The sequence below is a fragment of the Amycolatopsis sp. NPDC003861 genome, from assembly GCF_053605405.1.
Genome location: NZ_JBSGJD010000018.1, coordinates 31,611 through 58,547, shown reverse-complemented (window position 1 = coordinate 58,547; position 26,937 = coordinate 31,611). Strand labels below are relative to the sequence as shown.

General features: G+C 70.7%; 26 protein-coding genes. 11 read left to right on the top strand and 15 right to left on the bottom strand.

All coding sequences use genetic code 11. The annotated features are described in order from the left end of the window. Window positions 1-256: 256 nt before the first annotated feature. Both ACWEVN_RS07640 and ACWEVN_RS07635 read right to left on the bottom strand, forming a co-directional pair. Window positions 257-1,456 carry a sensor histidine kinase gene (locus tag ACWEVN_RS07640; protein WP_452050646.1) on the bottom strand — a complete coding sequence of 400 codons (1,200 nt, stop codon included), beginning with the start codon at window positions 1,454-1,456 and terminating at the stop codon, window positions 257-259. Window positions 1,457-1,746: 290 nt separating this feature from the next. After that, complete coding sequence (locus ACWEVN_RS07635) at window positions 1,747-2,838, bottom strand: FAD-dependent oxidoreductase (RefSeq protein ID WP_452050645.1); 1,092 nt, start codon at window positions 2,836-2,838, stop codon at window positions 1,747-1,749. 70 nt (window positions 2,839-2,908) lie between these two features. Between ACWEVN_RS07635 and ACWEVN_RS07630 the strand changes: the two genes are divergently transcribed. From ACWEVN_RS07630 to ACWEVN_RS07620, 3 genes are all read left to right on the top strand, one after another. Further along, window positions 2,909-3,469, top strand: a complete 561-nt coding sequence (locus tag ACWEVN_RS07630) for a TetR/AcrR family transcriptional regulator (protein WP_449684297.1) — start codon at window positions 2,909-2,911, stop codon at window positions 3,467-3,469. Between the two features lie 115 nt (window positions 3,470-3,584). Next, a complete protein-coding gene (locus ACWEVN_RS07625; protein WP_452050644.1) occupies window positions 3,585-3,851 on the top strand; it encodes a hypothetical protein in 267 nt (88 codons plus the stop codon). 116 nt (window positions 3,852-3,967) lie between these two features. Beyond that, complete coding sequence (locus ACWEVN_RS07620; RefSeq protein ID WP_452050643.1) at window positions 3,968-5,932, top strand: tetratricopeptide repeat protein; 1,965 nt, start codon at window positions 3,968-3,970, stop codon at window positions 5,930-5,932. A 40-nt stretch (window positions 5,933-5,972) separates the two neighbouring features. On the opposite strand, the gene pgl is transcribed toward ACWEVN_RS07620, so the two are convergent. The 6 genes from pgl to tkt are packed head-to-tail and all read right to left on the bottom strand — an operon-like array spanning window position 5,973 to window position 14,133. Beyond that, window positions 5,973-6,752, bottom strand: coding sequence for a 6-phosphogluconolactonase (gene pgl, locus ACWEVN_RS07615; protein WP_452050642.1), 780 nt, complete (start codon window positions 6,750-6,752; stop codon window positions 5,973-5,975). Continuing rightward, entirely contained in the window at window positions 6,749-7,756 is a 1,008-nt protein-coding gene (opcA, locus tag ACWEVN_RS07610) for a glucose-6-phosphate dehydrogenase assembly protein OpcA (protein ID WP_449684300.1), read from the bottom strand. Before opcA ends, pgl begins: the two co-directional genes overlap by 4 nt. Beyond that, window positions 7,753-9,276: a glucose-6-phosphate dehydrogenase gene (zwf, locus tag ACWEVN_RS07605; protein WP_449684301.1), complete on the bottom strand. Its 1,524-nt coding sequence runs from the start codon at window positions 9,274-9,276 to the stop codon at window positions 7,753-7,755. The genes opcA and zwf overlap by 4 nt, the downstream gene beginning before the upstream one ends. Continuing rightward, window positions 9,273-10,895, bottom strand: coding sequence for a glucose-6-phosphate isomerase (locus ACWEVN_RS07600; protein WP_452050641.1), 1,623 nt, complete (start codon window positions 10,893-10,895; stop codon window positions 9,273-9,275). Before ACWEVN_RS07600 ends, zwf begins: the two co-directional genes overlap by 4 nt. An 8-nt stretch (window positions 10,896-10,903) precedes the next feature. Further along, window positions 10,904-12,016 (bottom strand): transaldolase, encoded by a 1,113-nt coding sequence (gene tal, locus ACWEVN_RS07595; RefSeq protein WP_449684303.1) that lies wholly within the window; start codon window positions 12,014-12,016, stop codon window positions 10,904-10,906. Window positions 12,017-12,030: 14 nt separating this feature from the next. Then, the gene (tkt, locus tag ACWEVN_RS07590; RefSeq protein WP_449684304.1) at window positions 12,031-14,133 is read right to left on the bottom strand and encodes a transketolase; all 2,103 of its coding nucleotides are present in this window, start codon (window positions 14,131-14,133) and stop codon (window positions 12,031-12,033) included. Between the two features lie 280 nt (window positions 14,134-14,413). Here tkt and ACWEVN_RS07585 point away from each other — a divergent pair, with 280 nt between their 5' ends. The 5 genes from ACWEVN_RS07585 to ACWEVN_RS07565 all read left to right on the top strand — a co-directional run bounded on the left by ACWEVN_RS07585 (window position 14,414) and on the right by ACWEVN_RS07565 (window position 19,099). Beyond that, on the top strand, window positions 14,414-15,394 hold the full coding sequence (locus ACWEVN_RS07585) for a heme o synthase (protein WP_310975150.1): 981 nt from the start codon (window positions 14,414-14,416) through the stop codon (window positions 15,392-15,394). Window positions 15,395-15,444: 50 nt separating this feature from the next. Next, the gene (locus ACWEVN_RS07580; RefSeq protein WP_452050640.1) at window positions 15,445-15,996 is read left to right on the top strand and encodes a hypothetical protein; all 552 of its coding nucleotides are present in this window, start codon (window positions 15,445-15,447) and stop codon (window positions 15,994-15,996) included. Between the two features lie 61 nt (window positions 15,997-16,057). Continuing rightward, window positions 16,058-18,295: a HelD family protein gene (locus tag ACWEVN_RS07575; protein WP_452050639.1), complete on the top strand. Its 2,238-nt coding sequence runs from the start codon at window positions 16,058-16,060 to the stop codon at window positions 18,293-18,295. Window positions 18,296-18,305: 10 nt separating this feature from the next. Further along, window positions 18,306-18,869: an FKBP-type peptidyl-prolyl cis-trans isomerase gene (locus tag ACWEVN_RS07570; protein WP_310975155.1), complete on the top strand. Its 564-nt coding sequence runs from the start codon at window positions 18,306-18,308 to the stop codon at window positions 18,867-18,869. Between the two features lie 8 nt (window positions 18,870-18,877). Further along, window positions 18,878-19,099 carry a cold-shock protein gene (locus ACWEVN_RS07565; RefSeq protein WP_452050638.1) on the top strand — a complete coding sequence of 74 codons (222 nt, stop codon included), beginning with the start codon at window positions 18,878-18,880 and terminating at the stop codon, window positions 19,097-19,099. Here ACWEVN_RS07565 and ACWEVN_RS07560 read toward each other — a convergent pair. Next, window positions 19,089-20,057: a quinone oxidoreductase family protein gene (locus ACWEVN_RS07560; RefSeq protein ID WP_452050637.1), complete on the bottom strand. Its 969-nt coding sequence runs from the start codon at window positions 20,055-20,057 to the stop codon at window positions 19,089-19,091. The two genes, ACWEVN_RS07565 and ACWEVN_RS07560, sit on opposite strands and share 11 nt — an antisense overlap. Before the next feature lie 83 nt (window positions 20,058-20,140). Between ACWEVN_RS07560 and ACWEVN_RS07555 the strand changes: the two genes are divergently transcribed. Further along, window positions 20,141-20,452, top strand: a complete 312-nt coding sequence (locus tag ACWEVN_RS07555; RefSeq protein WP_449684309.1) for a hypothetical protein — start codon at window positions 20,141-20,143, stop codon at window positions 20,450-20,452. After that, on the top strand, window positions 20,449-21,309 hold the full coding sequence (locus ACWEVN_RS07550; protein ID WP_452050636.1) for an ATP-grasp domain-containing protein: 861 nt from the start codon (window positions 20,449-20,451) through the stop codon (window positions 21,307-21,309). Before ACWEVN_RS07555 ends, ACWEVN_RS07550 begins: the two co-directional genes overlap by 4 nt. Here ACWEVN_RS07550 and ACWEVN_RS07545 read toward each other — a convergent pair whose 3' ends face one another. After that, a complete protein-coding gene (locus ACWEVN_RS07545; RefSeq protein WP_452050635.1) occupies window positions 21,310-21,501 on the bottom strand; it encodes a hypothetical protein in 192 nt (63 codons plus the stop codon). Between the two features lie 184 nt (window positions 21,502-21,685). Here ACWEVN_RS07545 and ACWEVN_RS07540 point away from each other — a divergent pair, with 184 nt between their 5' ends. Then, a complete protein-coding gene (locus ACWEVN_RS07540; RefSeq protein WP_452050634.1) occupies window positions 21,686-22,888 on the top strand; it encodes a hypothetical protein in 1,203 nt (400 codons plus the stop codon). A gap of 58 nt (window positions 22,889-22,946) precedes the next feature. Here ACWEVN_RS07540 and ACWEVN_RS07535 read toward each other — a convergent pair whose 3' ends face one another. From ACWEVN_RS07535 to ACWEVN_RS07515, 5 genes are all read right to left on the bottom strand, one after another. Continuing rightward, window positions 22,947-23,117 (bottom strand): hypothetical protein, encoded by a 171-nt coding sequence (locus ACWEVN_RS07535; RefSeq protein WP_452050633.1) that lies wholly within the window; start codon window positions 23,115-23,117, stop codon window positions 22,947-22,949. Window positions 23,118-23,180: 63 nt separating this feature from the next. After that, on the bottom strand, window positions 23,181-24,098 hold the full coding sequence (locus ACWEVN_RS07530; RefSeq protein ID WP_452050632.1) for an acyl-CoA desaturase: 918 nt from the start codon (window positions 24,096-24,098) through the stop codon (window positions 23,181-23,183). Window positions 24,099-24,161: 63 nt separating this feature from the next. Beyond that, entirely contained in the window at window positions 24,162-25,127 is a 966-nt protein-coding gene (locus tag ACWEVN_RS07525; protein ID WP_452050631.1) for a COX15/CtaA family protein, read from the bottom strand. A gap of 102 nt (window positions 25,128-25,229) precedes the next feature. Continuing rightward, on the bottom strand, window positions 25,230-26,012 hold the full coding sequence (locus ACWEVN_RS07520; RefSeq protein ID WP_452050630.1) for an ABC transporter permease: 783 nt from the start codon (window positions 26,010-26,012) through the stop codon (window positions 25,230-25,232). Further along, window positions 26,009-26,935 carry an ABC transporter ATP-binding protein gene (locus tag ACWEVN_RS07515; RefSeq protein WP_452050629.1) on the bottom strand — a complete coding sequence of 309 codons (927 nt, stop codon included), beginning with the start codon at window positions 26,933-26,935 and terminating at the stop codon, window positions 26,009-26,011. Before ACWEVN_RS07515 ends, ACWEVN_RS07520 begins: the two co-directional genes overlap by 4 nt. Window positions 26,936-26,937: the final 2 nt, after the last annotated feature.

The window sequence follows — 26,937 nt, the reverse complement described above, 5'->3', positions numbered from 1 at the left end:
GTGCCTAGCGGGGGCATTGCGCGTGCTTGGCGGGCATCGCACGTGTGTGGCGGGCATCGCACGTGTCCGGTGGGCAGCGCGCCTGCCTGAGCAGCCCCCGATTTCCACGCTACTGGCGGGCACCGACAATTCCTGGGCCGCCGACCTTGGGAACGGTGGGTTCCGGTCGCTTTCCGTCCGAAACCCGCCGCTCGTGGCTGCCGGCCGTCCGAAAGTGTCGGTGCCCGCCGGTAAGCTGGATACCGGGGGCCGGAGGTCAGCGGTCCAGCGGATACCGCGCCCGCACTCGGAAGCCGCCGTCCTCGGTTCCGGACGTCTCGAAGCTTCCGCCGAGCAAGCGGGCTCGCTCGGCCAGGCCCGTCAGGCCGTGGCCGCCCGAGGGGAGGCCCTCCGCCGGGCGGTTGGCGCGCTCGTTGCGGACCTCGATCTTGAGCGCACCGTGCTCACCGTGGATGCGGATCGTCGCCGTGGCGCCCGGGGCGTGTTTGTGGACGTTCGTCAAGCACTCCTGCACCGTCCGGTACGCCGCCGCCGAGACCTGGTTGGGCAGCGCCTCCGGCAGGTGTTCCACCGTCAGGTGCACCGGGACGTCGGACGTCCGGATCAGCCGGTCGAGCTCGTTGATGCCCGGCCGCGGGCCGTCGTCGTCCGAGCCCGCCCGCAGCACGCTGACCAGCGACCGCAGCTCCTCCAGCGTCCGCTTGGACAGCGTGCGGATGACCTGCGCCGTCTCCTGGGCGCGGTCGTCGGTGGTCTGGGCCTGCAGCGCGCCGGCCTGCATGGCGATCAGCGTGATCTGGTGGGAGACGACGTCGTGCATCTCGCGGGCCAGCCGGGCGCGCTCCTCGGCGCGGACGGCGTCGGCGTGGAAGCGGCGCTCGCGGTCGCGGCTCGTGGCCAGCTCGGCGAGCTTGTTCGAGACCTCGGTGCGGGCGCCGATCAGCAGGCCGATCGCGATCGGCATGCCGGCGACCAGGACGCCGTAGATGCCGTCGAGGATGTGCTCGCGCCAGCTCAGCTCGGCGAAGTCCTCCAGCGGCCACTGCACGAACCGGCACGTCCACACCAGCGCCGCGCCGACCCAGACCTGCCAGTGCAGCTGACGGCGGGTGGCGAGCATGCCGAGCGTGATCATCGACGCCAGCTGCGCCCAGCCGGCCAGGAAGCCGGGGACCGCGACGAGCACGGCGAGGAACGGGAACTTCCGGCGGAACACCACCGCGAGGCACGCGGCGCCGGAGAGCCAGATCGAATAGGGCTGGGCCTTCTCGGGGATCACCAGCCAGACGTCGAGCACGGCCAGGATGACGGCCGCCGCCTCGATGGCGAACGTGACCACAGCGGGGCGGGGCACCGAGCCGAACAGGCTCAGCCCGCGCTTGCGCACCCGCTCGGCGGCCGACGGCCCCGAGCCGGCGATCGAGATGCCTGGAATCGAGAGTCCCTCTGTACTCATCGCTGGCGACCCCATTCGTCTTGTGGACTTGTTGGTGAGAGGCGCGCAGGGCCCGATCGGGACGCGCAGCGGCAGACAAATGTGCGGATGCTAACGAGGTCGCGTACGGAGACGGTTAGTTTCACCCGCGGTCGGCGTTCCGGCGTCCGGATTCCGTAATCCGCTGGGCCGTCCGGGGGATAGCGGGCGATGGGTGCTACCGAGTGTGGGAGTTCTGTCTCCCAGCGTGTGCCTAGACGACCACATCGTGGGAATCATGTTACCCACGTGTGGTCGCTCGGCGGTAGTTCTCAGGCGGCCATGGACCTCAGGTCGTCGCTGAGCAGGTCGTGCAGGCCGGACGCGCAGGCCTTCGCTGTCTCGATCGACCGCGGCAGCATGCCGGCCTCGTACGTGCGGACGGCGTCCCCGACGCTCGGCGACGTGGCCAGCGCGGTCGCCAGCTCGGTGCCGTCCAGCAGGGCGAGATTCGCGCCGACGCCGAGCGGCGGCATCAGGTGCGCGGCGTCGCCGAGCAGGGTGAGGCCGGGCGTGGTCGTCCAGGCGTGGGGGACCGGCAGGACGTGCAGCGGCCGGTGCGTGAACCCGCCGTCGTGGTCCCGCAGGTAGGCGAGCAGGTCCGGGTGCCAGCCGGCGTACCGCTCGAGCAGGTGGTCGCGCACCGCGTCCGTGGCGGCGAAGTCGAGGCCGGCGGCCCAGTCCTCGGGCGCGTAGAAGACGGCGTAGCAGCGGATGTGGCCGTTGCTGTTGCGCTGCGCGACGAGCGCCTTGCCGCCGGCCTTCGTCATCATCGTTCCTTGGCCGGTCCGCGCGGCCAGGGCCGGGTGGCGGCGGTCGGCGTCGTCGAAGCCGAACTCGACGAACGTGACGCCGCTGTACTCCGGCCGGACGCCGGTGAGGGCACGCCGGACGCGGGACCAGGCGCCGTCCGCGCCGACGACCAGGTCGAACTGCTCGGACGTGCCATCGGCGAACGTCAGCCGCGCGGCCCCGGTGACGTCCTCGACCGGGTGTCCCCAGCGGACGGTGCCGGGGGAGAGGGAGTCCAGCAGGAGGCCGCGGAGCTGGCCGCGATCGATCTCGGGCCGGTTGTCGCCGTCGGGGGTCTCGTCCATGACGACCTCGCTGGTGTGCGGGTCGACGCCGCGCATCTGCTGACCCTCCGGCCGGGCCAATGTACGAAACGGTTCGTCCAGCTGTGCGGTGCGGAGGGCGACCTGGCCGGTGTCGGCGTGCATGTCGAGCGTCCCGCCCTGTGGGCGCGCGCCGGCGGCGGGTTCCTGTTCGAAGACGGTGACGTCGAGGCCGTGGAGCTGCAGGACACGGGCGCAGGCGAGCCCGCCCAGGCCGGCGCCGGCGATCGCGATGCGAGGAAAAGTCATGTCACTACGAAAGCAAAGTCACTCAAAAAGTGCAACGACTAAACTTTTGAAGTGAGTTAGACTTTGCCGCATGACCGAAGTGATCGGGCGCCGCGAGCGCAAGAAGGCGCAGACCCGCAAGGCCCTAGCCGACGCCGCGCTCGCGCTGTTCCTCGAGCGCGGGTACGAGAAGGTCGGCGTGAAGGAGGTCGCGGACGCCGCGGACGTCTCGGTGACGACGTTGTTCAAGTACTTCCCCAGCAAGGAAGCCCTGGTGTTCGACCAGGACGAGGACATCGAGGCGGCGCTGGTCCTGGCGGTCCACGGACGGCCGCCGGGTCACTCGATCGTGGACGCGCTGCGCAAGCACATCCTGCGGCTGACCGAGAGCGCCCCGAGCGGCGAGTTCCTGCGGTTGATCGAGAACGAGCCGGCCCTGCGCGACTACGCCCGGCGAATGTGGATGCGCCACGAGACGGCGCTGGCCCGCGCGATCGCGCAGGAGATGGGCGCGCCCGAGGACGACGTCACGTGGGCGGCCCTGGCCCGGTTCGCGCTGGCGTCCCGCGAGCTGATCCAGGCGCACGAGCACCCCAGCTGGGCGGCGGAGCAGATCTTCGCCAGCCTGCAGCGCGGCTGGCGCACGGAGTGAGGCCCGCTCCGCCCACCCGGGCGTGGACCGCCGAATCGGCTGCGCCTTGCTCTGTCCGGGTGATGGTGAGGTGTCTTGTGCAACGCCGGACCCGCGTCTGGCGTACCCAGTCACTGTGAGTGGGAAAACCTGGGCGTGGGCCGCGGCCGCAGCAGTGGTGACATCGGGCCTGGGCGTGGCGATCAACATCGCCACCGACGTGAAGGACGCTTGGTGGGCATGGGCGGCGGTGGCGGTTCTGACGGTGATCAGCGCTGGGGTGAGCGTCTGGCTGCAGTCTTCCGGCGCACCCCCGGCGAGCCCGGGGGTCACTCAGCACGCAACGGCCTCGGACAACGCGACGATCCAGCAGGCGGGCCGGGACATCAACCCGCCTCGCTGAGCCAGGACGCCACCGCGTCCGGGAACGGTCGCGTCCAGCAAGCCGGGCGGGACGTCAACAACACGTACGTCCTGCCCTCTCGGCAGGCAGTCGAGCTGCCGTACCAGGCCGGCCTCATGCCGCCGGCGGCGCCCGCGTTCCAGAGCCGCGCGGCGATGCGGCTTGTGCACGAGGCGGTCGCGGACGGCGACGCGGTCGTCCTTAGCTCGGAGCCGACAAAGGTCCTGTCCGGTCTCGGCGGGGTCGGCAAAACGCAGCTGGCGGTCAACTACGCGGAGACACTGTGGGCTGACCGTCAGGTCGACCTCCTCGTGTGGGTGACGGCGGGCTCGCGCGAAGCGATCGTCTCGACGTACGCGAGGGTCGCCGAAGCAGTGACGGGCCTGCCCGTCGACGACCCTGAAGAAGGCGCCCGGCGGTTGCTCGAGTGGCTGCGCGCGACGACGGCTCGCTGGCTGCTGGTCCTCGACGACCTCCAGGCCCCCCAGCACCTCGAACACCTTTGGCCGCCGCAGAACGGCCAGGTTCTGGTCACGACCCGCCGGCGAGACGCCGCATTGCGGGGACGGCACCGCCGGATCATCGACGTGGACGTCTTCACACCGGAGGAGGCCGACGCGTACCTGGCCACCAGTTTCGCCGATCGCCCCGAGGCACTCGACGGCGCCGAGGAGCTCGCCGCCGAGCTGGGCTACTTGCCGCTGGCACTGGGGCAGGCGACGGCATACGCGCTCGACCGGGTGCTGACGTGCCGCGAGTACCTGGCACGGTTCACCGACCGCCAGCGGACCTTGGGCAGTCATCAGCAGACGGTAGCGACGACCTGGTCCATGTCGATCGAGCTGGCCGACAGCCTTGAGCCGGTCGGGCTGGCTCGTCCGTTGCTGGAGATCGCTTCGCTGCTGGATCCGAACGGCATTCCGCTCTCGGTTTTCACGACAGCGGCGGTCGCCCGGTTTCTGAGTGATCGACTCGGCCGGAAGGTGGCGCCGGGAGAGGCCCGTGATGGCCTGACCTGCCTGCACCGGTTGAGTTTGATCACCTTCGATCCCACCTCGAATGCGCGATCAGTCCGGGTGCATGCGTTGGTGCAGCGCGCAGTGCACGATCGGTTCCCGGCCGACGGCTTACCAGATCTCGCTCGGAGTGCCGCGGACTTCTTGTTGGAGGGGTGGCCCGAGGTCGAACGAGACGTGACGCTCGGTCAAGTACTGCGAACCAATGTCGAAGCCCTGGTCGTGCTCACTGGGCAGCACCTGATGTCGTCCGGCGTTCATCCATTGTTGTTTCGTACTGGCTCCAGCCTCGGCCGAAGCGGTTTGGTCGGCCAAGCTGCCGACTACTTCCGCCTATTGTCCGAAGCGTCCGCCAAAGCAGTTGGTGTCGACCACGTCGATACGCTGGTCAGCAGGCACGAGTTCGCATACTGGCACGGGCAATCCGGCGATCCGGAGGGTGCGATCACCGCACTGGAACAGGTTTTCGCCGACATGGTCCGAATACTTGGTCCCGATAGCCCCCAGGCGCTGTTGACCCGATCCAACATCGCCCGCTCCCGCGGTATGGCCAGCGATCCAGCAACCGCCGCCACGGCCTACGAGGAGGTCGTCGGCGACTTCGTCCGAGTGTTCGGTGCCGATCACGTCCACACCCTGACCTGCCACCACGAGGTCGCTTATTGGCGCGGGCAGGCCGGTGATCCGGCGGGCGCGGTCGCTGCTCTCGAACAACTCTTGCCCCACCAGCTCAAAGTACTCGGTCCTGAACACCGGTTCACCTTGACGATCCGGTCCAATCTCGCCCGTTACCGCGGACTGGCCGGCGACGCAGAGGGAGCTGTCGCTGCTTACGAAGACGTGGTCGCCGATCGCGTGCGGGTTTTGGGGCCCGATGACCCGGAAACTCTTGTAGCGCGCGCCAATCTGGCCTCCTGGCGAGGGCGAGCGGGTGATCCGGCCGAAGCGGTCACTGCGTTCGAGCAACTCGTGATCGACCGTCGACGGCTGCTCAGCCCCGATCACCCGAACATTGCGATCAGCGAAGCCAATCTCGCGTACTGGCGAGAACGCGCAAACGAATGAAGGCCCCCTGCCGAAGCAGGAGGCCTCCACTCAAACAAGCTCACGCCGTAGGCGGCTGATAGACCTTCGTCAGCTTCCCCGCCGCAGCGCGGTCCAGCAGCCACAGCGTCCGGCGGTGCCCGCGCGCCCCGGCCACCGGCAGCTGGACCTCACCCGCACCGGCCAACGCCAACGCCACCGCGTCCGCCTTCGCCGATCCGGCCGTCATCAGCCACACGTCGCGGGCCCGTCGGATCGCCGGCAGTGTCAACGACACGCGCGTCGGCGGCGGCTTGGGGCAGTTGCGGACCGCCACCACCGAACGCTCGGTCTCGTACACCGCCGGGGACTCCGGGAACACCGAGGCCGTGTGGCCCTCGCCGCCGAGGCCCAGCAGCATGATGTCGAACGACGGCACGTCGCCGTGGTCCTCCGGTCCCGCGTGCGATGCCAGCACCGAAGCGTAAGCCGCAGCCGCCGCGTCCACGTCGGAACCGAACTCGCCGTCCGATGGTGCCATCGCGTGGACCCGCTTCGGGTCCAGCGGGACGTGGTCCAGCAACGCTTCGCGCGCCTGCTTCTCGTTCCGCTCGTCCGAATCCGCCGGGACGAACCGCTCGTCGCCCCAGTAGATGTCCAGCCGTGACCAGTCGATCGCGTCCCGTGCCGACGAGGCCTGCAGCTCCGACAGCACCGCGATCCCCGTGCCGCCGCCGGTCAGCACCAGGGATGCCGATCCCTTGGCCGCCTGGACGTCCACCAGCCGCGTCACCAGCCGGGCGGCCGCCGCGGCGGCCAGGATGTCCTGGTTCGCGTAGACGACGACTTCCGTCTTGCTCATTTCGTGGCACCCGAAGCGGCCGAACCCGCCGCCGCGGCCGGGGACGTCACGTCCGCCTTGGCCGGGGCGCCCGTCTTGCCGTTCGTGCCCGAGGTGATCTTGCCCAGGCCGTGCAGGGCCGCCTCGTAGACCTCGTCCGGGTCGAGCCGGCGGAGCTCCTCGATCAGGCAGTCCTGCGTGCTGCGCCGCTGCAGGGCGATGCGGCGGGTCGGCTGGCCCGGCTGGGTCAGCGTGCCGACGCGGCCGTCCGGGCGGTGCAGCTCCACCGGGCCCGACTTGCGGTCGAGCGTCACCGAGATGATGCCGGCCGCGCCCGAGCTCTTGACCCGCTTGACCGGCACCTTCAGGTACTCGGCCAGCCAGGCCGCCAGCAGCTCGGTCGACGGCGAGTCGGCCTCGCCGGTCACCGTCGCGCCGGTGATCTTCTCGTACGGCGGCAGGTCCAGCGCCGACACGAGCTGGGCGCGCCAGTGCGTCAGGCGCGTCCAGGCCAGGTCGGTGTCGCCCTCGGTGTACGCCTTCGCCCGCGTGGTCAGCGCCTTGACCGGGTTCTTCTCCGCGGCCGAGTCGGTGATCCGGCGCTGGGCCAGCTCGCCGAGCGGGTCCTTGTCCGGGTCCTTCGGACCGGCCCCGGGCCACCAGCACACGATCGGCGCGTCCGGCAGCAGCAGCGGCACCACCGCGCTCTGCCCCTGCGCGGCCAGCGGGCCGTACAGGCGCAGCACGATGACCTCGCTCGCGCCGGCGTCGCCGCCGACCCGGATCTGGCCGTCGATGCGCGGGGCCGCCGTGCGGGCGCCCTTGGCCACCACGATCACCCGCGACGGGTGCTCGCGGCTCGCGCCGTTGGCCGCCTCGATGGCCTCTTCGAGCCTGGCGTCGTCGTCGGCCACGATCACCAGCGTCAGGACGCGCCCGAGCGCGACCTGCCCGCCCTGTTCGCGGATCTCCACCAGCTTCTTGTTGAGTGCCGAAGTCGTGGTGGACGGCAGGTCGATGATCACGGGCGCCTCCATTTCCGGCCGGTGCGCTCCAGCATTTCGTCGGCGGACGGCGGACCCCACGTGCCCGGCGCGTACTGCTCGGGCGCGCCTTCCTTCGCCCAGTGCTCCAGGATCGGGTCGAGGATCTTCCAGGAGAGCTCGACCTCTTCGTTCACCGGGAACAGCGACGGCTCGCCCAGCAGGACGTCCAGGATCAGGCGCTCGTAGGCCTCGGGGGAGGACTCGGTGAACGCGTGCCCGTAGCCGAAGTCCATCGTGACGTCGCGGACCTCCATCGTGGTCCCCGGCACCTTCGAGCCGAACCGCAGCGTGATGCCCTCGTCCGGCTGGACCCGGATGACCAGGGCGTTCTGCCCCAGCTCCTCGGTCGACGTCGAATCGAACGGCAGGTGCGGCGCCCGCTTGAACACGACGGCGATCTCGGTGACGCGCCGGCCGAGCCGCTTGCCGGTGCGCAGGTAGAACGGCACCCCGGCCCAGCGGCGGTTCTGCACCTCGAGGGTCACCGCGGCGTAGGTCTCGGTCTTCGAGTCCTTCGCGAAGCCCTCTTCCTGCAGCAGGCCGGGCACCTTCTTGCCGCCCTGCCAGCCGCCCGCGTACTGGCCGCGCGCGCTCGTCTTGCTCAGCGGGCCGACCGGCGTCACGCCCGAGAGCACCTTGATCTTCTCCGCGCGCAGGGCCCGCGGCTCGAACGACAGCGGCTCCTCCATCGCGGTGAAGGCCAGCAGCTGCAGCAGGTGGTTCTGAATGACGTCCCGGGCGGCGCCGATGCCGTCGTAGTACCCCGCGCGGCCGCCGAGGCCGATGTCCTCGGCCATGGTGATCTGCACGTGGTCGACGTAGTTGGCGTTCCAGATCGGCTCGAACAGCTGGTTGGCGAAGCGCAGCGCCAGGATGTTCTGCACCGTCTCCTTGCCGAGGTAGTGGTCGATGCGGAACACCGACTCCTCGGGGAAGACGTCGTTGACGATCGCGTTCAGCTCTTCGGCGCTCTTCAGGTCGTGCCCGAACGGCTTCTCGATGACCACGCGCCGCCAGGTCTTGTCGTCGGCGTTCGCCAGCCCGGAGCGGGCCAGCTGCTTGGTCACCACCGGGAACGCGCCGGGCGGGATCGACAGGTAGAACGCGGTGTTGCCGCCGGTGCCGCGTTCCTCGTCGAGGTCGCGGACCGTCTTCGCGAGCCGGTCGAACGCGTCGTCGTCGTCGAAGGTGCCCTGCACGAACCGGATGCCTTCGGCGAGCCGGTTCCACACCGACTCCTTGAACGGCGTCCGCGCGTGCTCCTTGACCGAGTCGTGCACGAGCTCGCCGAAGTCCTGGTGCTCCCAGTCACGGCGGGCGAACCCGACGAGCGAGAAGCCGGCGGGCAGCAGCCCGCGGTTGGCCAGGTCGTAGATGGCGGGCATCAGCTTCTTGCGGGCCAGGTCGCCGGTGACGCCGAAGATCACCAGGCTGGACGGCCCGGCGATGCGCGGGAGCCGCTTGTCCCGCGGATCGCGAAGGGGGTTGGTCCAGGTCATGCGGTGACCTCCTGTACCGCGCGGACGACGGCCGCGAGGCCCGCGGCCCGGTCGGTCAGGTGCAGGCGCAGCACCGGGCGGCCGTGCTCGGCGAGCACCTGCCCGTCGCCGAGGGCCTGGGCGTGCTGCAGCTGCCCCAGCGTGTAGGGCCGGTCCGGCACGTCGAGGTCCTGCTCGACGGCGCCGGTCAGCTGCAGGAAGACGCCGTTCTGGTGCCCGCCCTTGTGGTACTGGCCGGTCGAGTGCAGGAACCGCGGTCCCCAGCCGAACGTCGTCTGCTTCCCGGTGCGCTTGGCGATCTCGCCGCGCAGCAGCTCGGTCGAGGCGTCGTCGAGCCGGTCGAGGTAGGCCTGCACCGCGATGTAGCCCGCGTCCGCCGCCGAAGCGAAGAACGCGCGCAGCACGTCGGTCAGGCTGCCGTCCGTGGCCACGCCGGAAGAACCGAAGATCTCGACCGGACCGTCCACGTTGGACGGCTCCTCGCCGCCCTTCAGCTTCTCCGGGTCGTCCAGCAGCGCGCGGGCCGCCTTCTTCGCGGCTTCGACGTCGGGCTGGTCGAACGGGTTGATCCCGAGCAGCCGGCCGGCGAGCGCCGTGGCGAACTCCCAGAGCAGGAACTGCGCGCCCAGCGAGCCGGTGACGGCGATCTTCGCCGCGCCCTGCGGGCTGCCGACCGCGGTGGCCGTGGCGTCGGACTTCGCGTCGGCGAAACCGGCCGCCTCCGCGCCCTCGACCGCGACCGGCAGCAGGCCGGTGCCCTGCTTGCCGGTGGACTCGGCGATCAGCTGCTCCGCCCAGTCCGGGAAGCCCTTGATGCCCGAACCGGTGTCCGCGAGGACGACCTTCTCGGCGCCGGCCTCGTGCGCGGCGGCCCACGCGGCGGCCAGCTTGACCGCCGGGTTGTCCGCCGAGTCCGCGGCCAGCTCCTCGGCCACCGAAGCGGCCTGGTCGAGCAGCCGGGCGACGTCCGCCCCGGCCAGGCCGGCCGGGACGAGCCCGAACGCGGTCAGCGCCGAGTAGCGGCCGCCGACGTGCGGGTCGGCCAGGAAGGTCTTGCGGTAACCCTCCTTTTCGGACAGTGCCTGGAACGGCGAGCCCGGGTCGGTGACGACCACGATCCGCCGCGCGGCGTCGATCCCCGCGTCGGCGAACGCTTTCGCGAAGATCCGCCGGTGGCTGTCGGTCTCGACGGTGCCGCCCGACTTCGACGACACCACGATCACCGTGCGCTCGAGGTCGCCGGCCAGCGCGTCGGCCACCTGGCCCGGGTCGGTGGTGTCGAGGACGGTCAGCGCGACGCCGTCGGTCGCGGTGATCACCTCCGGCGCCAGCGACGAGCCGCCCATGCCGGCCAGCACGACGCGGTCGACGCCTTCGGACCGCAGTTCGGTCCGCAGCGCCTCGATCTCGCCGATCAGCGGCCGCGACGACTTGTGCAGCGTCGTCCACGACAGCCGGATCGACGCCTCGGGTTCGGCGTCCGGCCCCCAGAGCGTCGCGTCCTGCGCCGCCAGCTTCGAGGCGGCCTGGTCGGCGACCAGCCGCTCGGCCAGCGGCGCGGCCCGCTCCGCCAGTGCGGCGTCCACGATCTCGACGCCGGTCTTCTCACCTGTCGTCATGTCGTGCTTCAGCCCTTCGCCTTCTCGAGCTGCCCGTTCACGGTCTCCAGAAGCTCGGTCCACGACTTCTCGAACTTCTCGACGCCCTCGTTCTCCAGGACGAGGAACACGTCGGTGATGTCGATCCCGACGGCTTCGAGCTGGTCGAACACCTTCTGCGCGTCCTTGCCGTGGCCGGTGACCCGGTCACCCTGCAGGTCGGCGTGCTCGGCGACCGCGTCGAGGGTCTTCTCCGGCATCGTGTTGACGGTGTCCTTGACGACCAGGTCGTCGACGTAGAGCGTGGGGGAGTAGTCCGGGTTCTTCACGCCGGTCGAGGCCCACAGCGGGCGCTGCGCGTTGGCGCCGTCGGCCGCGAGGGCCTTCCAGCGATCCGAAGCGAACAGCTCCTCGAAGGCCGCGTAGGCGAGCCGCGCGTTGGCGACGGCCGCCTTGCCGCGCAGGGCCAGGGCCTCGTCGGTGCCGATGGCTTCCAGGCGCTTGTCGATCTCGGTGTCCACACGGGACACGAAGAAGGACGCCACCGAGTGGATGCCGCGCAGGTCGTGGCCGTTGGCCTTGGCCTGCTCCAGGCCCGCGAAGAAGGCCTCGATGACCTTCTTGTAGCGCTCGACGGAGAAGATCAGCGTGACGTTGACGCTGATGCCCTCGGCGAGCGTGGCGGTGATCGCCGGCAGGCCCTCTTCGGTGGCCGGGATCTTGATCAGCACGTTCGGCCGGTCGACGGTCTTCCACAGGTCCTTCGCCTCGGCCACCGTCTTGCCGGTGTCCTTGGCCAGGCGCGGGTCGACCTCGATGGAGACACGGCCGTCGACGCCGTTCGTGGCGGTGTAGACGTCGCGGAACAGGTCCGCGGCGTTGCGCACGTCGGTCGTGGTCAGGTCCCGGATGGTGGCCTCGACGTCGGCGCCCTGGGCGGCGAGCTCGCGGGTGCGCTCGTCGTAGGCGTCGCCCTTCGACATCGCGTTCGCGAAGATCGTCGGGTTCGTCGTCACGCCGACGACGTGCTTGTCGCGGATCAAGTCGGCCAGGTTGCCGGTGTTCAGGCGTTCACGGGAGAGGTCGTCGAGCCAGATCGATACACCGGCCTCGGACAGTGCCGCGAGCTTGTCGTTGCTCATTACTGTCATCCCCTTCAGGAATTCTTGGTGTTCTGGATCGAGCGGCGGGCGGCCTCGACGACTGCTTCCGCGGTGAACCCGAACTCACGGAACAGTGTGGCGGCATCGGCGGAGGCGCCGAAGTGCTCGATCGAAACGTTCACCCCGGCGTCACCGGTGAAGCGGTGCCACGACTGGGCGATGCCCGCCTCGACGGACACGCGGGCCTTCACACCGGCCGGGATGACGGATTCGCGGTAGGCCGCGTCCTGCGCGTCGAACCACTCGACGCACGGCATGGACACGACGCGCGCCTTGACGCCGTCGGCGTCCAGGGTCTTCTTGGCCTCGACGGCGAGCTGGACCTCGGAACCGGTGGCGATGAGGACCACGTCCGGGGTGCCGTCGCTGTCGGCGAGGACGTACCCGCCCTTGGCCACGCCCTCGGCGCTGGTGCCCTCGAGCACCGGCACGTTCTGGCGGGTCAGCGCCAGGCCGGACGGGTGGTCGGTGTCCTCCAGCACGGCCTTCCAGGCGTACGCGGTTTCGTTGGCGTCCGCCGGGCGGACGACGTTGAGGCCCGGGATCGCGCGCAGCGCGGAGAGCTGCTCGATCGGCTGGTGCGTCGGGCCGTCCTCGCCGAGGCCGATCGAGTCGTGCGTCCACACGTAGGTGACCGGCGCCTTCATCAGCGCGGCCAGCCGGACCGGCGGGCGCATGTAGTCGGAGAAGATGAGGAACGTGGCGCCGTACGGGCGGGTGCCGCCGTGCAGCGCGATCCCGTTGAGGATGGAGCCCATGGCGTGCTCGCGGACGCCGAAGTGCAGCGTCCGGCCGTACGGGTTGGCCTGCCACATGTCGGTGGCGGCCTTCTCGGGACCGAACGAGTCGGCGCCCTTCATCGTCGTGTTGTTGCTCTCGGCCAGGTCGGCCGAGCCGCCCCACAGCTCCGGCAGCGGCTCGGCGAGGGCGTTGAGCACCTCACCGGAGGCCTTGCGGGTCGCGATGCCCTTGGCGTCCGGCTCCCACTTCGGCAGGTTGTCGGCGAAGCCCTCGGGCAGCGAGCGGGTCTTCATCCGGTCGCCGATCTTCTTGCGCTCCGGGTTGGCCTGGCCCCAGGCCTCGTACTTCTCCTGCCACTCGGCGTGCGCGGCCTTGCCGCGCTCGGCCGCCTGGCGGGTGTGCTTGAGCACGTCGTCCTCGACCTGGAACGACTGCTCCGGGTCGAAGCCGAGGATCTCCTTGACCGCGGCGACCTCTTCGCCGCCCAGCGCGGCGCCGTGCGCCTTGCCGGTGCCCATCTTCTTGGGGGCCGGGTAGCCGATGACGGTCCGCAGCGCGATGAACGACGGCCGCTGCGTCTCGGCCTTGGCGGCCTTGATGGCCTCCTCGATCGCGACGACGTCCTCGCCGCCCTCGACGACCTGGGTGTGCCACCCGTAGGCCTCGTAGCGCGCGACGGTGTCCTCGGACAGCGCGATGTTGGTGTCGTCCTCGATCGAGATCTTGTTGTCGTCGTAGAAGACGATCAGGTTGCCCAGCTCCTGGCGGCCCGCGATGGACGAGGCCTCGGAGGTGACGCCCTCTTCGATGTCGCCGTCGGAGGCGATCACGTAGATGTGGTGGTCGAAGATGCTCTCGCCGGGCGCCGCGTCCGGGTCGAGCAGGCCGCGCTCGCGGCGGGCCGCCATCGCCATGCCCACGGCGTTGGCCAGGCCCTGGCCCAGCGGGCCGGTGGTGGTCTCGACGCCGTCGGTGTGGCGGTACTCGGGGTGCCCCGGGGTCTTGGAGCCCCACTTGCGCAACTGCTTGAGGTCTTCGAGCTCGAGGCCGTAGCCGGCGAGGAAGAGCTGGATGTAGAGGGTGAGGCTCGAGTGGCCGGCCGACAGGACGAACCGGTCGCGGCCCGGCCAGTGCTGGTCGTTCGGGTCGTGCCGCATGGCCCGCTGGAACAGCGTGTAGGCGAGCGGCGCGAGGCTCATCGCGGTGCCGGGGTGGCCGCTGCCACAGTTCTCCACGGCGTCGGCGGCCAGCACCCGGACGGTGTCCACGGCGCGGGTGTCGGTGTCGGTCCAGTCGGCGGGGACGTTACGCCGGAGGAGTGGGTTGTTCTCGCTGGTAGTGGCGGTTTCGGACACTGAACTCCAACTCCCGGTCATGATGGTTGCGGCTGGTCTTCCTCGTTCCGGTTACCCGTACGCGCGGCTACTTATCTCAATCGATCCCGAAGGGACGATATTCCTGCTCGCGGCCATGCGCAGGGGCAATCGCGGCCCGTCGCGGCCAGCCTAGTGCTTGGGCCGGTCGAGGACCCGCGATCACCCACGGGATTCACCACGTCTAACATCGTTCGAGGGTTCAGTGGCTGGTTCTTCGGCTACCCGCGCTGTCCCGCCCGAACCTGACGCAGGGAGTGAAATGTCGTTGGTGAACGCTGCGCACGGACGCAGTGACGACACCAGCGCCGTGCACCCGACCGGTGAGCGACCGCACGGTGAGCGGCGAAGCCTCCGCCGGGTCGTCGGCGCCTACGCCGCGCTGGCCAAGCCCCGGGTGATCGAGCTCCTCCTGGTGACCACCATCCCGGCGATGTTCCTCGCCGGCCGTCAGATCCCCTCGCCGTGGCTGGTCCTGGCCACGCTGGTCGGCGGGACGATGGCCGCGGGCAGTGCGAACGCGCTCAACTGCGTGATCGACGCGGACATCGACAAGGTGATGAACCGCACGAAGCGCCGCCCGCTGGTGAAGGACTCGGTGCCCCGCCGCGGCGCGCTGATCTTCGGCCTGGTGATGGGCGTCGCCTCGGCCGCCGTGCTGTACCTCACGGTGAACCTGCTCTCGGCGATCCTGGCCATCGCGACGATCCTCTTCTACATCTTCGTGTACACGCTGGGCCTCAAGCGGCGCACGTCACAGAACGTGGTCTGGGGCGGCGCCGCGGGCTGCATGCCGGTCGTCATCGGCTGGGCGGCCGTCACCGGCACGGTCCAGTGGCCGGCGTTCGTGATGTTCGGCGTGATCTTCTTCTGGACGCCGCCGCACACGTGGGCGCTGGGCATGAAGTACCGCGACGACTACGAGCGCGCGGGTGTTCCGATGCTGCCGGTGGTCGCCACCGCCCAGCACGTCGCCCGGCAGATCGTCATCTACTCGTGGGTGATGGTGGCGTGGACGCTCCTGCTGCTCCCGGTGACGTCGTGGCTGTACGGCACGTTCGCGATCCTGGCGGGCGGCTGGTTCCTCTTCTACGCGCACAGCCTGCAGGCGGCCGTGCGGCGCGGCGAAGAGACCAAGCCGATGGCGCTGTTCCACCGGTCGAACACGTACCTGATGATCGTGTTCGTGGCGCTGGCGGTGGACTCGGCCATCGGGCTGCCGACCCTCGGCCTGCCGTTCTGATCCTCCGGCGGATCGGGATCGGGGTCACCGCGGTCGTCGCCTTCGGCCTGGTGGCCCTGCTCGGCCGCGGCCGGTTCGACCTCGACCAGGACCGGCTGCTCGGCACCGGCTGCGCCATCCCGGCCAAGATCACCGCGCTCCCCGGCCCGGCCCCGGACGGCGGCACCGTCCGGATCGCCGAGCAAGGCCCGGGCGCGGCGGTGCTGGAAAACACCAGCACCCTCGCCGCCTACCGGATCCCGGTGACGTCCGGCGCCCGGACCGTCGAGGTCCCGGTGCTCCTGCCCGGCCAGCGGATCGGGGTCGTGCTCGACCACCCCGCGGTCGGCCCGGTGATCTGGATCGCACCGGAAGCCCTCGGTGGCTTCACACCCGTGACCGCTACCGTCGGCGAAGGTGGCGTCCGTTACCGCTCCGAGAACTGCCGGGCCCTCACCAGCCGTGGCGCCGCCGCCTTGTTCCGCGCCCCGGACGGGCGCATCACCGGTGGCGAACAGCTGCCCGCGGCGAGCGTGGGATGCGCGCCGGGGGAGCAGGTGCGGCCGGCCGCCGTCCCGCCGGGCAGCGAGGTCTTCCCCTACTGCGACCTGCGGACGGAATGATCGCGCCGCGGGCGCCGTTAGACTTCGTTGGCTCTTTTTCCCCGAGGCGAAAGCAGGATCCTTGTCTTCGGACGGTTTTTCCGCCGAGCTCGCCCGCGAGCAGGCGTACGTCACCACCCTCTACGCGAAGCTCGACGCCGAGCGCCTCGAAGCCCAGCGCCGCCTCGACGAGACGTTGCGGCAGACCGGCGGCACCCCGCAGGCCCGCACCGAACGCGACGTCGCCACCACCCTCTACACCGACCGGCTCGCCCAGCTCGGCTCGGTGGAGCAGGGCCTCGCCTTCGGACGCCTCGACTTCGTCCCCGAGAGCGCCGAGGAAACCACCTACATCGGCCGGCTCGGGCTGTTCGACGAGGACGACGACTACAAGCCGCTGCTGGTCGACTGGCGGGCGCCGGTCGCGCGGCCGTTCTACCTCGCCACCGCCGCGTCACCCGAAGGGGTGCTCCGGCGGCGGCACCTGCGGTCGCTGAGCCGCAAGGTCACCGGCTTCGACGACGAGGTCCTGGACCTCACCGCCGCCGACCAGGGCCAGGATCTCGGCCTGGCCGGCGAGGCCGCGCTGCTGGCCGCGCTGGAGCAGCGGCGCACCGGCGAGATGAGCGACATCGTCGCGACCATCCAGGCCGAGCAGGACCGGATCATCCGCGCCCCGCTCGGCGGCGTCATGGTCGTGCAGGGCGGCCCCGGCACCGGGAAGACCGCCGTCGCGCTGCACCGCGCCGCCTACCTGCTCTACACGCACCGCCAGCAGCTCACCACCCGCGGCGTGCTGGTCGTCGGCCCGAACAGCACCTTCCTGCGCTACATCGGCCAGGTGCTGCCCTCGCTCGGCGAGACCGGCGTGCTGCTCGCCACCATCGGCCAGCTCTACCCCGGCCTGACCGCCGACGGCGTGGAGCCGCGCGAGACGACCGAGGTCAAGGGGCGGCTGGTGCTGGCCGAGGTGCTGGCCAACGCCGTCCGCGACCGCCAGCGCGTGCCCGAGCCCGTCCTCGAGATCGAGTACGAGCACGACGTCTTGAGACTCGACCGCAAGACCTGCACCGACGCCCGGACCCGCGCCCGCCGCTCGCGGCGGCCGCACAACCCGGCGCGGCGCCTGTTCGTCTCCGACGTCCTCGACGCGCTGACCCGCCAGGCCGCCCGCAAGCTGGGGGAGGACCTCCTCGACGGGCAGGACCTGCAGGACATCCGCGCCGAGCTGGCCGCCGACGAGAACGTGGCCGCCGCGCTCGACTCGCTGTGGCCCGTGCTGACCCCGGAAGGCGTGCTCGACGACCTGTTCGCCGACCGCGAACGCCTCGACGCCGCCGCCGGGAAGCTGCTGTCGCCCGAGGACCGCGCCTTGCTGGAGAGCGGCCGGGATGCCCGCTGGACCCCCGCGGACGTGCCGCTGCTCGACGAACTGGCCGAGCTGATCGGCGTCGACGACACCGAGGCCCGCGTCGAGCGCAAACGCCGTGAGCGCGAGGATCGCGCGTACGCCGAGGGCGTGCTCGACATCCTCGAGCAGGACGAAGAGATCATCGACGAGGAACTGCTGCGCGTCTCCGACGTCCTCGACGCCGAGCTGTTCGCCGAACGCCAGCAGGCGCGCAGCGAGCTGACCGCCGCCCAGCGGGCCGCGCAGGACCGGACCTGGACGTTCGGGCACGTGATCGTCGACGAAGCGCAGGAGCTGTCGGCGATGGACTGGCGGCTGCTCATGCGGCGCACGCCGAACCGGTCGATGACGCTGGTCGGGGACGTCGCCCAGACCGGTGCGGCGGGCGGGGCGCGGTCGTGGGGCGAGGTGCTTTCGCCGTACGTCGAGGACCGGTGGCGGCTGGAGCAGCTGACCGTGAACTACCGCACGCCGGCCGAGATCATGGCCGTCGCGGCGCGGGTGCTCGCGGAGGTTTCGCCTTCGCTTTCGGCGCCCTCGTCGGTGCGGGAGACCGGGGTGCCGCCGTGGTCGGTGCGGCCGGCTTCCCTGGAGGCGGAGCTGCCCGGGCTGGTGACGCGCGAGCTGTCCGAAGTGGACGGCGGCACGGTCGCGGTGCTGGTGCCCGCGGGCCGGTTCGACGCCGTTTCGGCGCTGCTCGGGTCGTTCGACGAACGGCTGAGCGTGCTGACGGTCGAGCGGTCGAAGGGCCTGGAGTTCGACTCGGTGGTGCTGGTCGCGCCGGACGAGGTCGTCGCGGGTTCGCCGCGGGGGCTCAACGACCTGTACGTGGCCCTGACGCGCGCGACCCGGCGGCTCGGCGTGGTCGCCACCGGTGACGAGGTTCGGGCACTCTCCGTGCTTGGCTAGGGTGCCTCGCATGCAGAAGATCGGGAAGATCGTGGTGGTCGCCGCGGCGGCGCTGTCGCTGGCCGCGTGCGGCCAGCAGCCCAAGACCGAGACGGCCGCTCCGGCGGGGCCGCCCGTCCCGTCGTCCAGCGCCGCGCCGGCGCCGGCCCAGAGCAAGGGCCGCGAGTGCACCGCGGACGACATCAAGACGACGGGCAAGTTCGGCGAGGTGCCGGCGATCACCATCCCGGACGATTGCGACCCGCCGAAGAAGCTGGTGACGAAGGACCTGTCCGAGGGCACCGGCGACCCCGCCAAGGCCGGCCAGAAGCTCAAGATGAACTACCTGCTGGTGACCTGGTCGGACAAGAAGAAGCTGGACAGCTCCTTCGACCGCGGCCAGACGTTCGACCTCAACCTGGGCGCGGGCGAGGTCATCCCGGGCTGGGACCAGGGCCTCACCGGCATCAAGCAGGGCGGCCGCCGCCTGCTGATCATCCCGCCGGACCTCGCGTACGGCGAGGGCGGCAACGGCATGAAGCCGAACGAGACGCTGGTCTTCGTGACCGACGCCGTTGCGGTCGGCGCCGCCTAGGACCCCCGGTGGACGTCCGCCGCGGCCGCGTCCGCGAATGGCACGGCGAAGAGGGCTGGGGGGTCGTCGAAGCGCCGGGCTTCGACGACCCCGTCTGGGTGCACTTCTCGGCGCTCGAGGCCCCGGCGCGGACCTTCCGGGAGCTGAGCGAGGGCGCCGAGGTCGAGTTCACCGCCGAGCGCGCCGAGCAGGACGGCTACCACTGGCGCGCGGTGTGGGTCAGGGGATGAGCAGCAGCTTGCCGGTGGTGCGCCGCCCCTGCAGGTCCTCGTGGGCCTTGCGGGCGTCGGCCAGCGGGTACTTGCCGCCGATGCGGACGGTCAGCTCGCCGGCGAGGATGGCGTCGAACAGCTCCTTCGAGCGCCAGTCGATCTCCTCGCGCGTGCGCGTGTAGTGCACCGACGTCGGGCGGGTCAGGTAGAGCGAGCCGCCGGCGTTGAGGCGCTGCGGGTCCAGGGGCGGCACCGGGCCGCTGGAGGCGCCGAACAGCGCGAGCAGGCCGCGGACCTTGAGGCTGGCCAGGCTGCCGTCGACGGTGTCCTTGCCGACGCCGTCGTAGACGACGTCCACGCCCTCGCCGTTCGTGAGCTCGCGGGTGCGCTTGGCGAAGTCTTCGCGGTCGTAGCGGATGACCTCGTCGGCGCCGGCTTCGCGGGCCAGCTTCTCCTTCTCTTCGGTCGACACCGTGCCGATGACCCGGGCGCCGCGCGCCTTCGCCAGTTGCACCAGGAGCAGCCCGACGCCGCCCGCGGCCGCGTGCACGAGCACGTCGTGGCCCGGCTTCACCTCGAAGGTCGAGGCGACCAGGTAGTGCGCGGTGATGCCCTGCAGCATGGTCGCGGCGGCGGTCTCCAGGGAGACGCCTTCGGGGACCTTCACGGCGATCGACGCCGGGACGAGCTTGCGGGCCGCGTAGCTGCCGATCGACCCCTGCCAGGCGACGCGGTCGCCGGCCGTGAAGCCGGTGCCGTCGCCGGCCTCCACGACCGTGCCGGCGCCCTCGAGGCCGAGCACGAACGGCAGCTCCACCGGGTAGATGCCCTGCCGCTGGTAGGTGTCGATGTAGTTGACCCCGGCCGCGGCGACGTCGACCAGGAGCTCCCCGGCCTCCGGGGCGCGGACGTCCACTTCGGCTGGTTCGAGCACTTCCGGGCCGCCGGTCTTCGTCACCTGCACTGCGGTGGGCATGGGGCTCCTCCTCCGGGTCGGGGTTCTCCCGGTGCAACTATGGCCGAGGCCACGCTGTTCCGCGTTCCGGCCGGTTCTTGGTTATGGTTCGGGACGTGACTTCGGAAGAGACTGTCGTCGCGCCGACCGGCGCGCAGCTGGGCGCGGCCCGCAAGTTCGTGGAGGCGCACGGCAAGCCGTCCCGCGCGGTGGTGGAGAACATCGGCCGGGCGGGCGCCCGCGTGGTGCTGGTCGGTGCCGACGGCGCCCTCGGTGACGTCGTGGTCCCCTCGGTGGCGACGGGCGAGGCCCTGATCGAGGCGGTCGAGGACCTCGCGCCGGCGACGTGGGACGCGGAGACGGTGCAGGCCACCAAGATCGGCCCGGAGCACCGCCGCAAGATGGCGGGCAAGTGAGCCCCACCGCGGTCCTGGTCAGCTGCGCGGAACTCCCTTCGGGCGACGGCGACGACGACGCTTTGCTGCCCGCGTTGTCGTCGCTGGGCTTTTCGGTCTCGTGGGCGCCGTGGGATTCGGACTTCGACTTCGCCTCGGCGGACGCGGTGATCCTGCGCGCAACCTGGGACTACGCCGACCGGCGTCCGGAGTTCCTCGCGTGGTGCGAGTCGGTACCGTCTCTGTTCAACCCGGCTGCGGTCGTGCGGTGGAACACGGACAAGTCGTACCTGGTGGAGCTCCTGGACGCGGGCGTGGCGGTGGTGCCGACCTCGCTGGTCGCGCCGGACTCCGCTCCGTCGTTCCCGGCCGGCGATTTCGTCGTGAAGCCGTCGGTGGGGGCGGGTTCGCGAGGGGCGGCCCGGTTCGCTTCCGGCTCCGACGCATCCGCGCATGTGGCCGGGTTGCACGCCGAGGGCCACACGGCACTCATCCAGCCGTATCAGTCTAGTGTGGACGATTCCGGCGAGCTGGCTCTGGTGTACCTGGGCGGAATCTATTCGCACGCGTTCTCGAAGGGCGCGATGCTGGGGTCCACAATGGATTCCTCGGGGCTGTACCTGACGGAATCACTGGCCCCGGCCACGCCGCCCGCGGACGCCGTGGCGCTGGCGGAGGACGTCTTGGACGCGGCTTCGGGTCTGCTGGGGATTCTGCGGGCCGAGCTGCTGTACGCACGGGTGGACCTGGTGCGTGGGGCCGATGGGAAGCCGTTGCTGCTGGAGCTGGAGCTGACGGAGCCGTCACTGGGCTTCCGCCAGACCGACCCGGCGGCAGTGACGCGGTTCGCGTCCGCGGTGCGGCAGCAGCTGGCGTAGTCACCGGGCCACCTGCACGGCCACCAGGACGAGCGTGACGACGGCTCCGATCGTGGTCACCGCCAGAGAACCGGTGACCACGTAGAGCCCGCCGATCCCGGCCAGGCCGGCTTTGATCGATTCGCGCAATGCGCGGCCCTCATCCCGCCGGGGCGGAGGCGTATCCGATCTGCCGGCGACTTCCTTGGCCATTGTTCTACCCCTCTTGATGGTGTACTAGTACGCCTATGGGCAATGGTGACCGGTGGTCGGCGGGACCGGAAATGATCTTTTGTTTTCCGGAGCGGGTTTCTCGTTGCCGAGCGGCTGCCGACGAACTCCTCGCCATTACCCGGGCTTGCCGGGGAATTGTCGATCATTGCCGGTGGAGGATGCCGTGACCATCCAGGCGAACCGAGAGCGCGCCGGCGAGGTGGCTTCACCCGAGGTCGTCGAAGACGCGTTGCGCTGGCTGGCGACCCGCTCGAACGGCGGACCGATCAGGTTCCTCCGCTACGCGATCGAAGAACCGGCGAGCAAGTCGGCCGCGGTGTTGTGGTCGCTGGTGGCGCCGACCGAGGTCTGGTTCGCCGATACGCCCGAATTGCGGGCATTCGCGGTACTGGGGCTGATTGCCGACGAGATCGGCAAACTCGGCTCGGCGGGGGATTCTCGCCGGCGCAACACGTTGATGGCGGCGTTCCGGATTCCTCCCGCGCCCGGGGCGGCCACGTGGAAGGCAACACTGGAGGACCGGTTCAAGCAACTGAAGCGATTGCCAGGCGTCTTCGGCGATCCGCCGCCCAGTACGACGGCTCCCATGCACAAGGCTTGGCGGCGGGCGATCGGGGAATTGGCCGGCGTCATCGCGGGGAAACTGCTTTCGCTGGACGAGCCGGGCTGGCGGTGCTACATCGACGTCGGTCGGGCGGTGGTGGAGGTCGCGGGCCGCCGGTGCGCCGGCTGGCGGGCTCGAGCGGCGTCGAAGGGCGCACAGCCCGTGTTCGTGAAGCGCATGATCGTCACGGCGGTGATGCACCGGATGACCGTGCGGCGCCGGATCACCGAACGCGACATCGTCGCGTGCGAGGACGGCGTCGACGGCTACGACGTCCACGCGCTGACCGGCTGGACGCACGAGCCGGAAGAGATCCCGGTGACGGCGCTGTGGGCGTGCCGGCTGGTCACGTCACCCGGCGCGCACCCGGGCGACCCGGTGCGGACTCGCCTGCGCTTCCGCCGGACGCTCCGCCGGGACGAGCGCTACTCCTTCAAGTCCGAGGCGCTCGACGGGGAGCTCGACGAGGAACGCTGCTGGGTCAACGTCGACGTCGACCACCACGGCATCGATCCCGGGGAGTGTGCTGCGGACGGCGAGCCGGTCGCCGGCTTGACCGTCCAGATCACGTTCGACGAGAAGTGCCTGCCGGAAACCTGCTGGTGGTACGCGGAGCAGACCGAATACGAGCGGAGATGCCGGCCGCCGGACGGTGACGCGCACCTTCTCCCCGTCGACGACGGGTTCGTCCGGCACACCTTCGTCGAAGGGTGCCATCCGCGGGAGAACTACGGGATAGCTTTCCGGTGGAAATCCCCGTGACCGGAGCGAAGTGACGTCCGGTGACGAGGACTTCCCCGTTGCTTCGGCTACGAACCGGTCAGATGAACGGGCTCACGTCGTTGCCGGTGTTCCCGCCGCCGCCGTACTCCTCCGCGATCGTCTCCGCCGGGTGCGGCGCGGTCGTCGTCGGGGAAATCGGCCCGGACACCATCCCGATGGCCGCGATCACCGCGACGATCGGGTGGCATTTAATGTTTTTTCGTTCCACGCAACGGAAAGTTACCGTGTGTGGTCGGACACGGTAGAGCAGCGCTTCCATCACGCCAAGTGATCAAACCCGCTTCGCGGCCAGCCGGTCCGCCCGTGGCCATCGCACGTTCGTGGCCCACCCGAAGCGTTCGAACGCCCAGATCACCCGAGCCGAAACATCCACCTGACCCCGCAACACCCCGTGCCGAGCGCACGTCGGATCCGCGTGGTGCGAGTTGTGCCACGACTCACCCATCGACAACAACGCCAACGGCCAGAAGTTCGCCGCCTTGTCGCGGCTCGCGAACGGGCGTTCCCCGATCAGGTGGCACACCGAGTTCACCGACCACGTCACGTGGTGCAGGAACGCGATCCGGACCAACCCCGCCCAGAAGAACGCCGTCACCACGCCCCACCAGGACCACGACAGCAGCCCGCCCAGCACGGCCGGCAGGGCCAGGCTCAACGTGATCCACAGCCAGAAGTACCGGTTGACCCAGCGCACGTCCGAGTCCGCCACCAGGTCCGGGGCGAAGCGGTCCGCGTTGGTCACCTCGCGGCCGAACATCCAGCCCATGTGGGCGTGCCAGAAGCCGCGCAGCAACGCCGATGGCGAGGTGCCGAACAGCCACGGGGAGTGCGGGTCGCCCTCGCGGTCGGCGAACGCGTGGTGGCGGCGGTGGCTCGCCACCCAGAAGATCACCGAACCCTGGACCGCCATGCTGCCCGCGATCGCCAGCACCACCCGCAGGGGCCGCGAGGCCTTGAACGCGCCGTGGGTGAAGTAGCGGTGGAAGCCGACCGTCACGCCGAGCGTGGCGAACGTGTAGAACGCCGCCGCGAGGATCAGGTCGATCCAGGTCATGCCCCAACCCCACACCAGGGGGACCGCGATCAGGAGCGCCGCGAACGGCACCAGCAGGAAGGTCTTGAGCACGATCATCTCGCCGGTGCCGCGGCGGTGGGAGATCAGCGGCTTGGGCGCGGTGCGCGACGTCATGGCGCGAACAGTAACCCACGAGCCGGACACCCACGCCGACGCGGAGTTAAGGCCGCGTTGCCGTCAGGCGGCCGTGAGCTCCTTCGGCGCCGCTGCCAGCGAGGTCACCGGGCCGCGGTCGCGGCTGCCCACCCACAGCGAGGCCGTCGCGATGATGACCGCCATCGCGCCCAGGACGTGGAACGACACCATCGCCTCCGGCACGCCCAGCGCGTACTGCAGCGAACCGAGACCACCCTGCGCGACGGCGACCACCCAGACCACCGTGTAGCGCTGCCAGAGGCTCTTGGGGGCGCCGACGCGCAGCAGCTGGAGGCCGAACACCGCGAGCAGCAGCAAGTAGAGCACCAGCAGGCCGCCGTGGACCTGGGCGAGGGCCTCGACCGGGGCGTCCAGGCGGTGGGTGTTGATGTCGCCGCTGTGCGGGCCGGCGCCGGTCACCGTGGTGCCCGCCGCGAGCACGAGCCACAGCACGACGGCGAGCAGGACCAGGATCGTGCGGCCGGCCGGCGGGACCAGCAGGCGCGGGGTCTCGTCGCCTTCGCGGAACGCGCGCAGCAGCAGCACGGCCAGCCAGACGAGCGGGGTGGTCGCGAGGAAGTGGATCGCGACCGTCCACCACTCCAGCTTCGCGAGCACGGTCAGGCCGCCGACGACGGCCTGCAACACGACGCCGCCGGGCATCGTCCAGGCCAGCTTGACCAGGCGTTTGCGCTCCGGGTGGTCGATCTGCACGCGCCACGCGGTGATGACTGCGACGGCGGCGATGAGGATGACGACGCCGGTGAGCAGCCGGTTGCCGAACTCGATCCACTGGTTGAGGGCGTCGATCCCGGAGTCGTGCTTCGGGACGAGGCTGCCGGCCACGCACTGCGGCCAGGTCGGGCAGCCGAGCCCGGACCCGGTGACGCGCACGATGGAACCGGTGACGCCGATCAGCGCCTGCGCGAGGACCGCGGCGATCCCGACGGCCCGCTGCACGGCGGCGGAGGGAAACGGCAGACGGGCGACGAGGCTGGTGAACGGCACGGCATCGATGGTAGAGCGCGCGGAAAACGCGCTTTCGGCAGGTCCGGACGCCCAGAACCCGAAGACCCCCGCAAGGGACCTAGGTCACGCGGAGACCGGGACTCAGGTGAGTTTCGTCGTCCGCGAAGCCACCGCGCCGGCGACCACCGCCCACACGGCCAGCACCAGCATGGGGCCGGGCGCGAACGCACCGTCCACCAACGCCGCGCGCATGCCCTCCGCCAGTGCTCCCGAGGGCAGCAGCTCCACCACCCGCGCCAGCCCCGACGGCAGCGACGACGGCGCCAGCAGGATCCCGCCCGCCAGCAGCAGGACGAACCACACGATGTTCGCCAGCGCCAGGACCGCCTCGGCCCGCAACGCCCCGCCCAGCAGGACGCCCAGGGCTCCGAACGCCAGCGTCCCGAGCACCAGCAACAAAACCGCCGAGAAGAGCCCGGCCGGCGACGGCGACCACCCGAGGAACGCCGCCACCACACCGATGATCACCGACTGCAGCACCACGACCACGAGCGCCGCCGCCAGGCGGCCCGCCACCAGGAGCCACCGCGGCAACGCCGTCGCCGAGAGGCGCTTCAACACCCCGTACCGGCGGTCGAAGCCCAGGGCGATCGCCTGGCCGGTGAACGCCGAGGACATCACCGCCAGCGCCAGGATGCGCGGGGTGATCCAGTCCACTCGCGGCACGGACCCCAGCGAAGACGCCGGGAGGATGTCCAAAAGGGACAGCCCGATCAGCAGCGCCAGCGGGATCAGCAGCGTCAGCAGCACCTGCTCGCCGTGGCGCAAGGTCAAGCTGACCTCGACGCGGGCGTGCGTGCGCAGCATCCGGCCCAGCGATCCCCGCCCGGGCGCCGGGGTGAACGTCCCCGGAGCAAACGTCATGCCCGCAGCTCCCGTCCGGTCAGCTCCAGGAAGACCTCTTCCAGGGTCCGCTTGCCGACCTGCAGTTCCTCCGGCAGCACGCCCTGCTGGGCGCACCACGCCGTGACCGTCGACACCACCTGGGGGTCGACCGAACCGACCACCGTGTACGTGCCCGGCGCCGACTCGCGCACCGCGTAGCCCTCCGGGAGCGCCGCCGTCAGCAGCGCCGTGTCGAGCCGGGTGCGGGCCTTGAAGCGGAGCCCGCCCGCGCCCGTCTCGTCCGTCGTCAGCGACTGCGGTGCGCCGGACACCACGACCTTGCCGTGGTCCACGATCACCACCGTGTCGGCCAGCGCCTCGGCCTCTTCCATCAGGTGCGTGGTCAGCAGCACCGAAACGCCGTCGCCGCGTAACGCCGAGAGCAGGTCCCACACCAGGCGCCGGGCCTGCGGGTCCATGCCCGCCGTCGGCTCGTCGAGGAACACCAGCTCCGGCCGGCCGACCAGGGCGCACGCCAGGGAAAGCCGCTGCTGCTGGCCGCCGGAGAGGCGCTTGAACGGCGTGCGGCGGACCGGCGTCAGGCCGAGGACGTCCAGCAGCCAGGCCGGGTCCAGGGGCGAAGCCGCGCAGGAGGCCACCAGGCGCAGCATCTCGTCCGCCCGGACACCCGGGTACGCGCCGCCGCCCTGGGGCATGATGCCGACGCGGGGACGCAGCGCCGAAGACTCGCGGACCGGGTCGAGGCCGAGCACGCGCACCGAGCCCGCGTCAGGCTTCGAAAAGCCTTCGCAGAGCTCGACGGTGGTCGTCTTGCCGGCCCCGTTCGGGCCGAGCAGGGCGAGCAGGCTGCCGCGCTCCATCCGCAGGTCGAGGCCGTCGACCGCGCGGGTGGAGCCGTAGCTTTTGACCAGCCCGCTGATCTCGACGGCAGGGACACTCACAT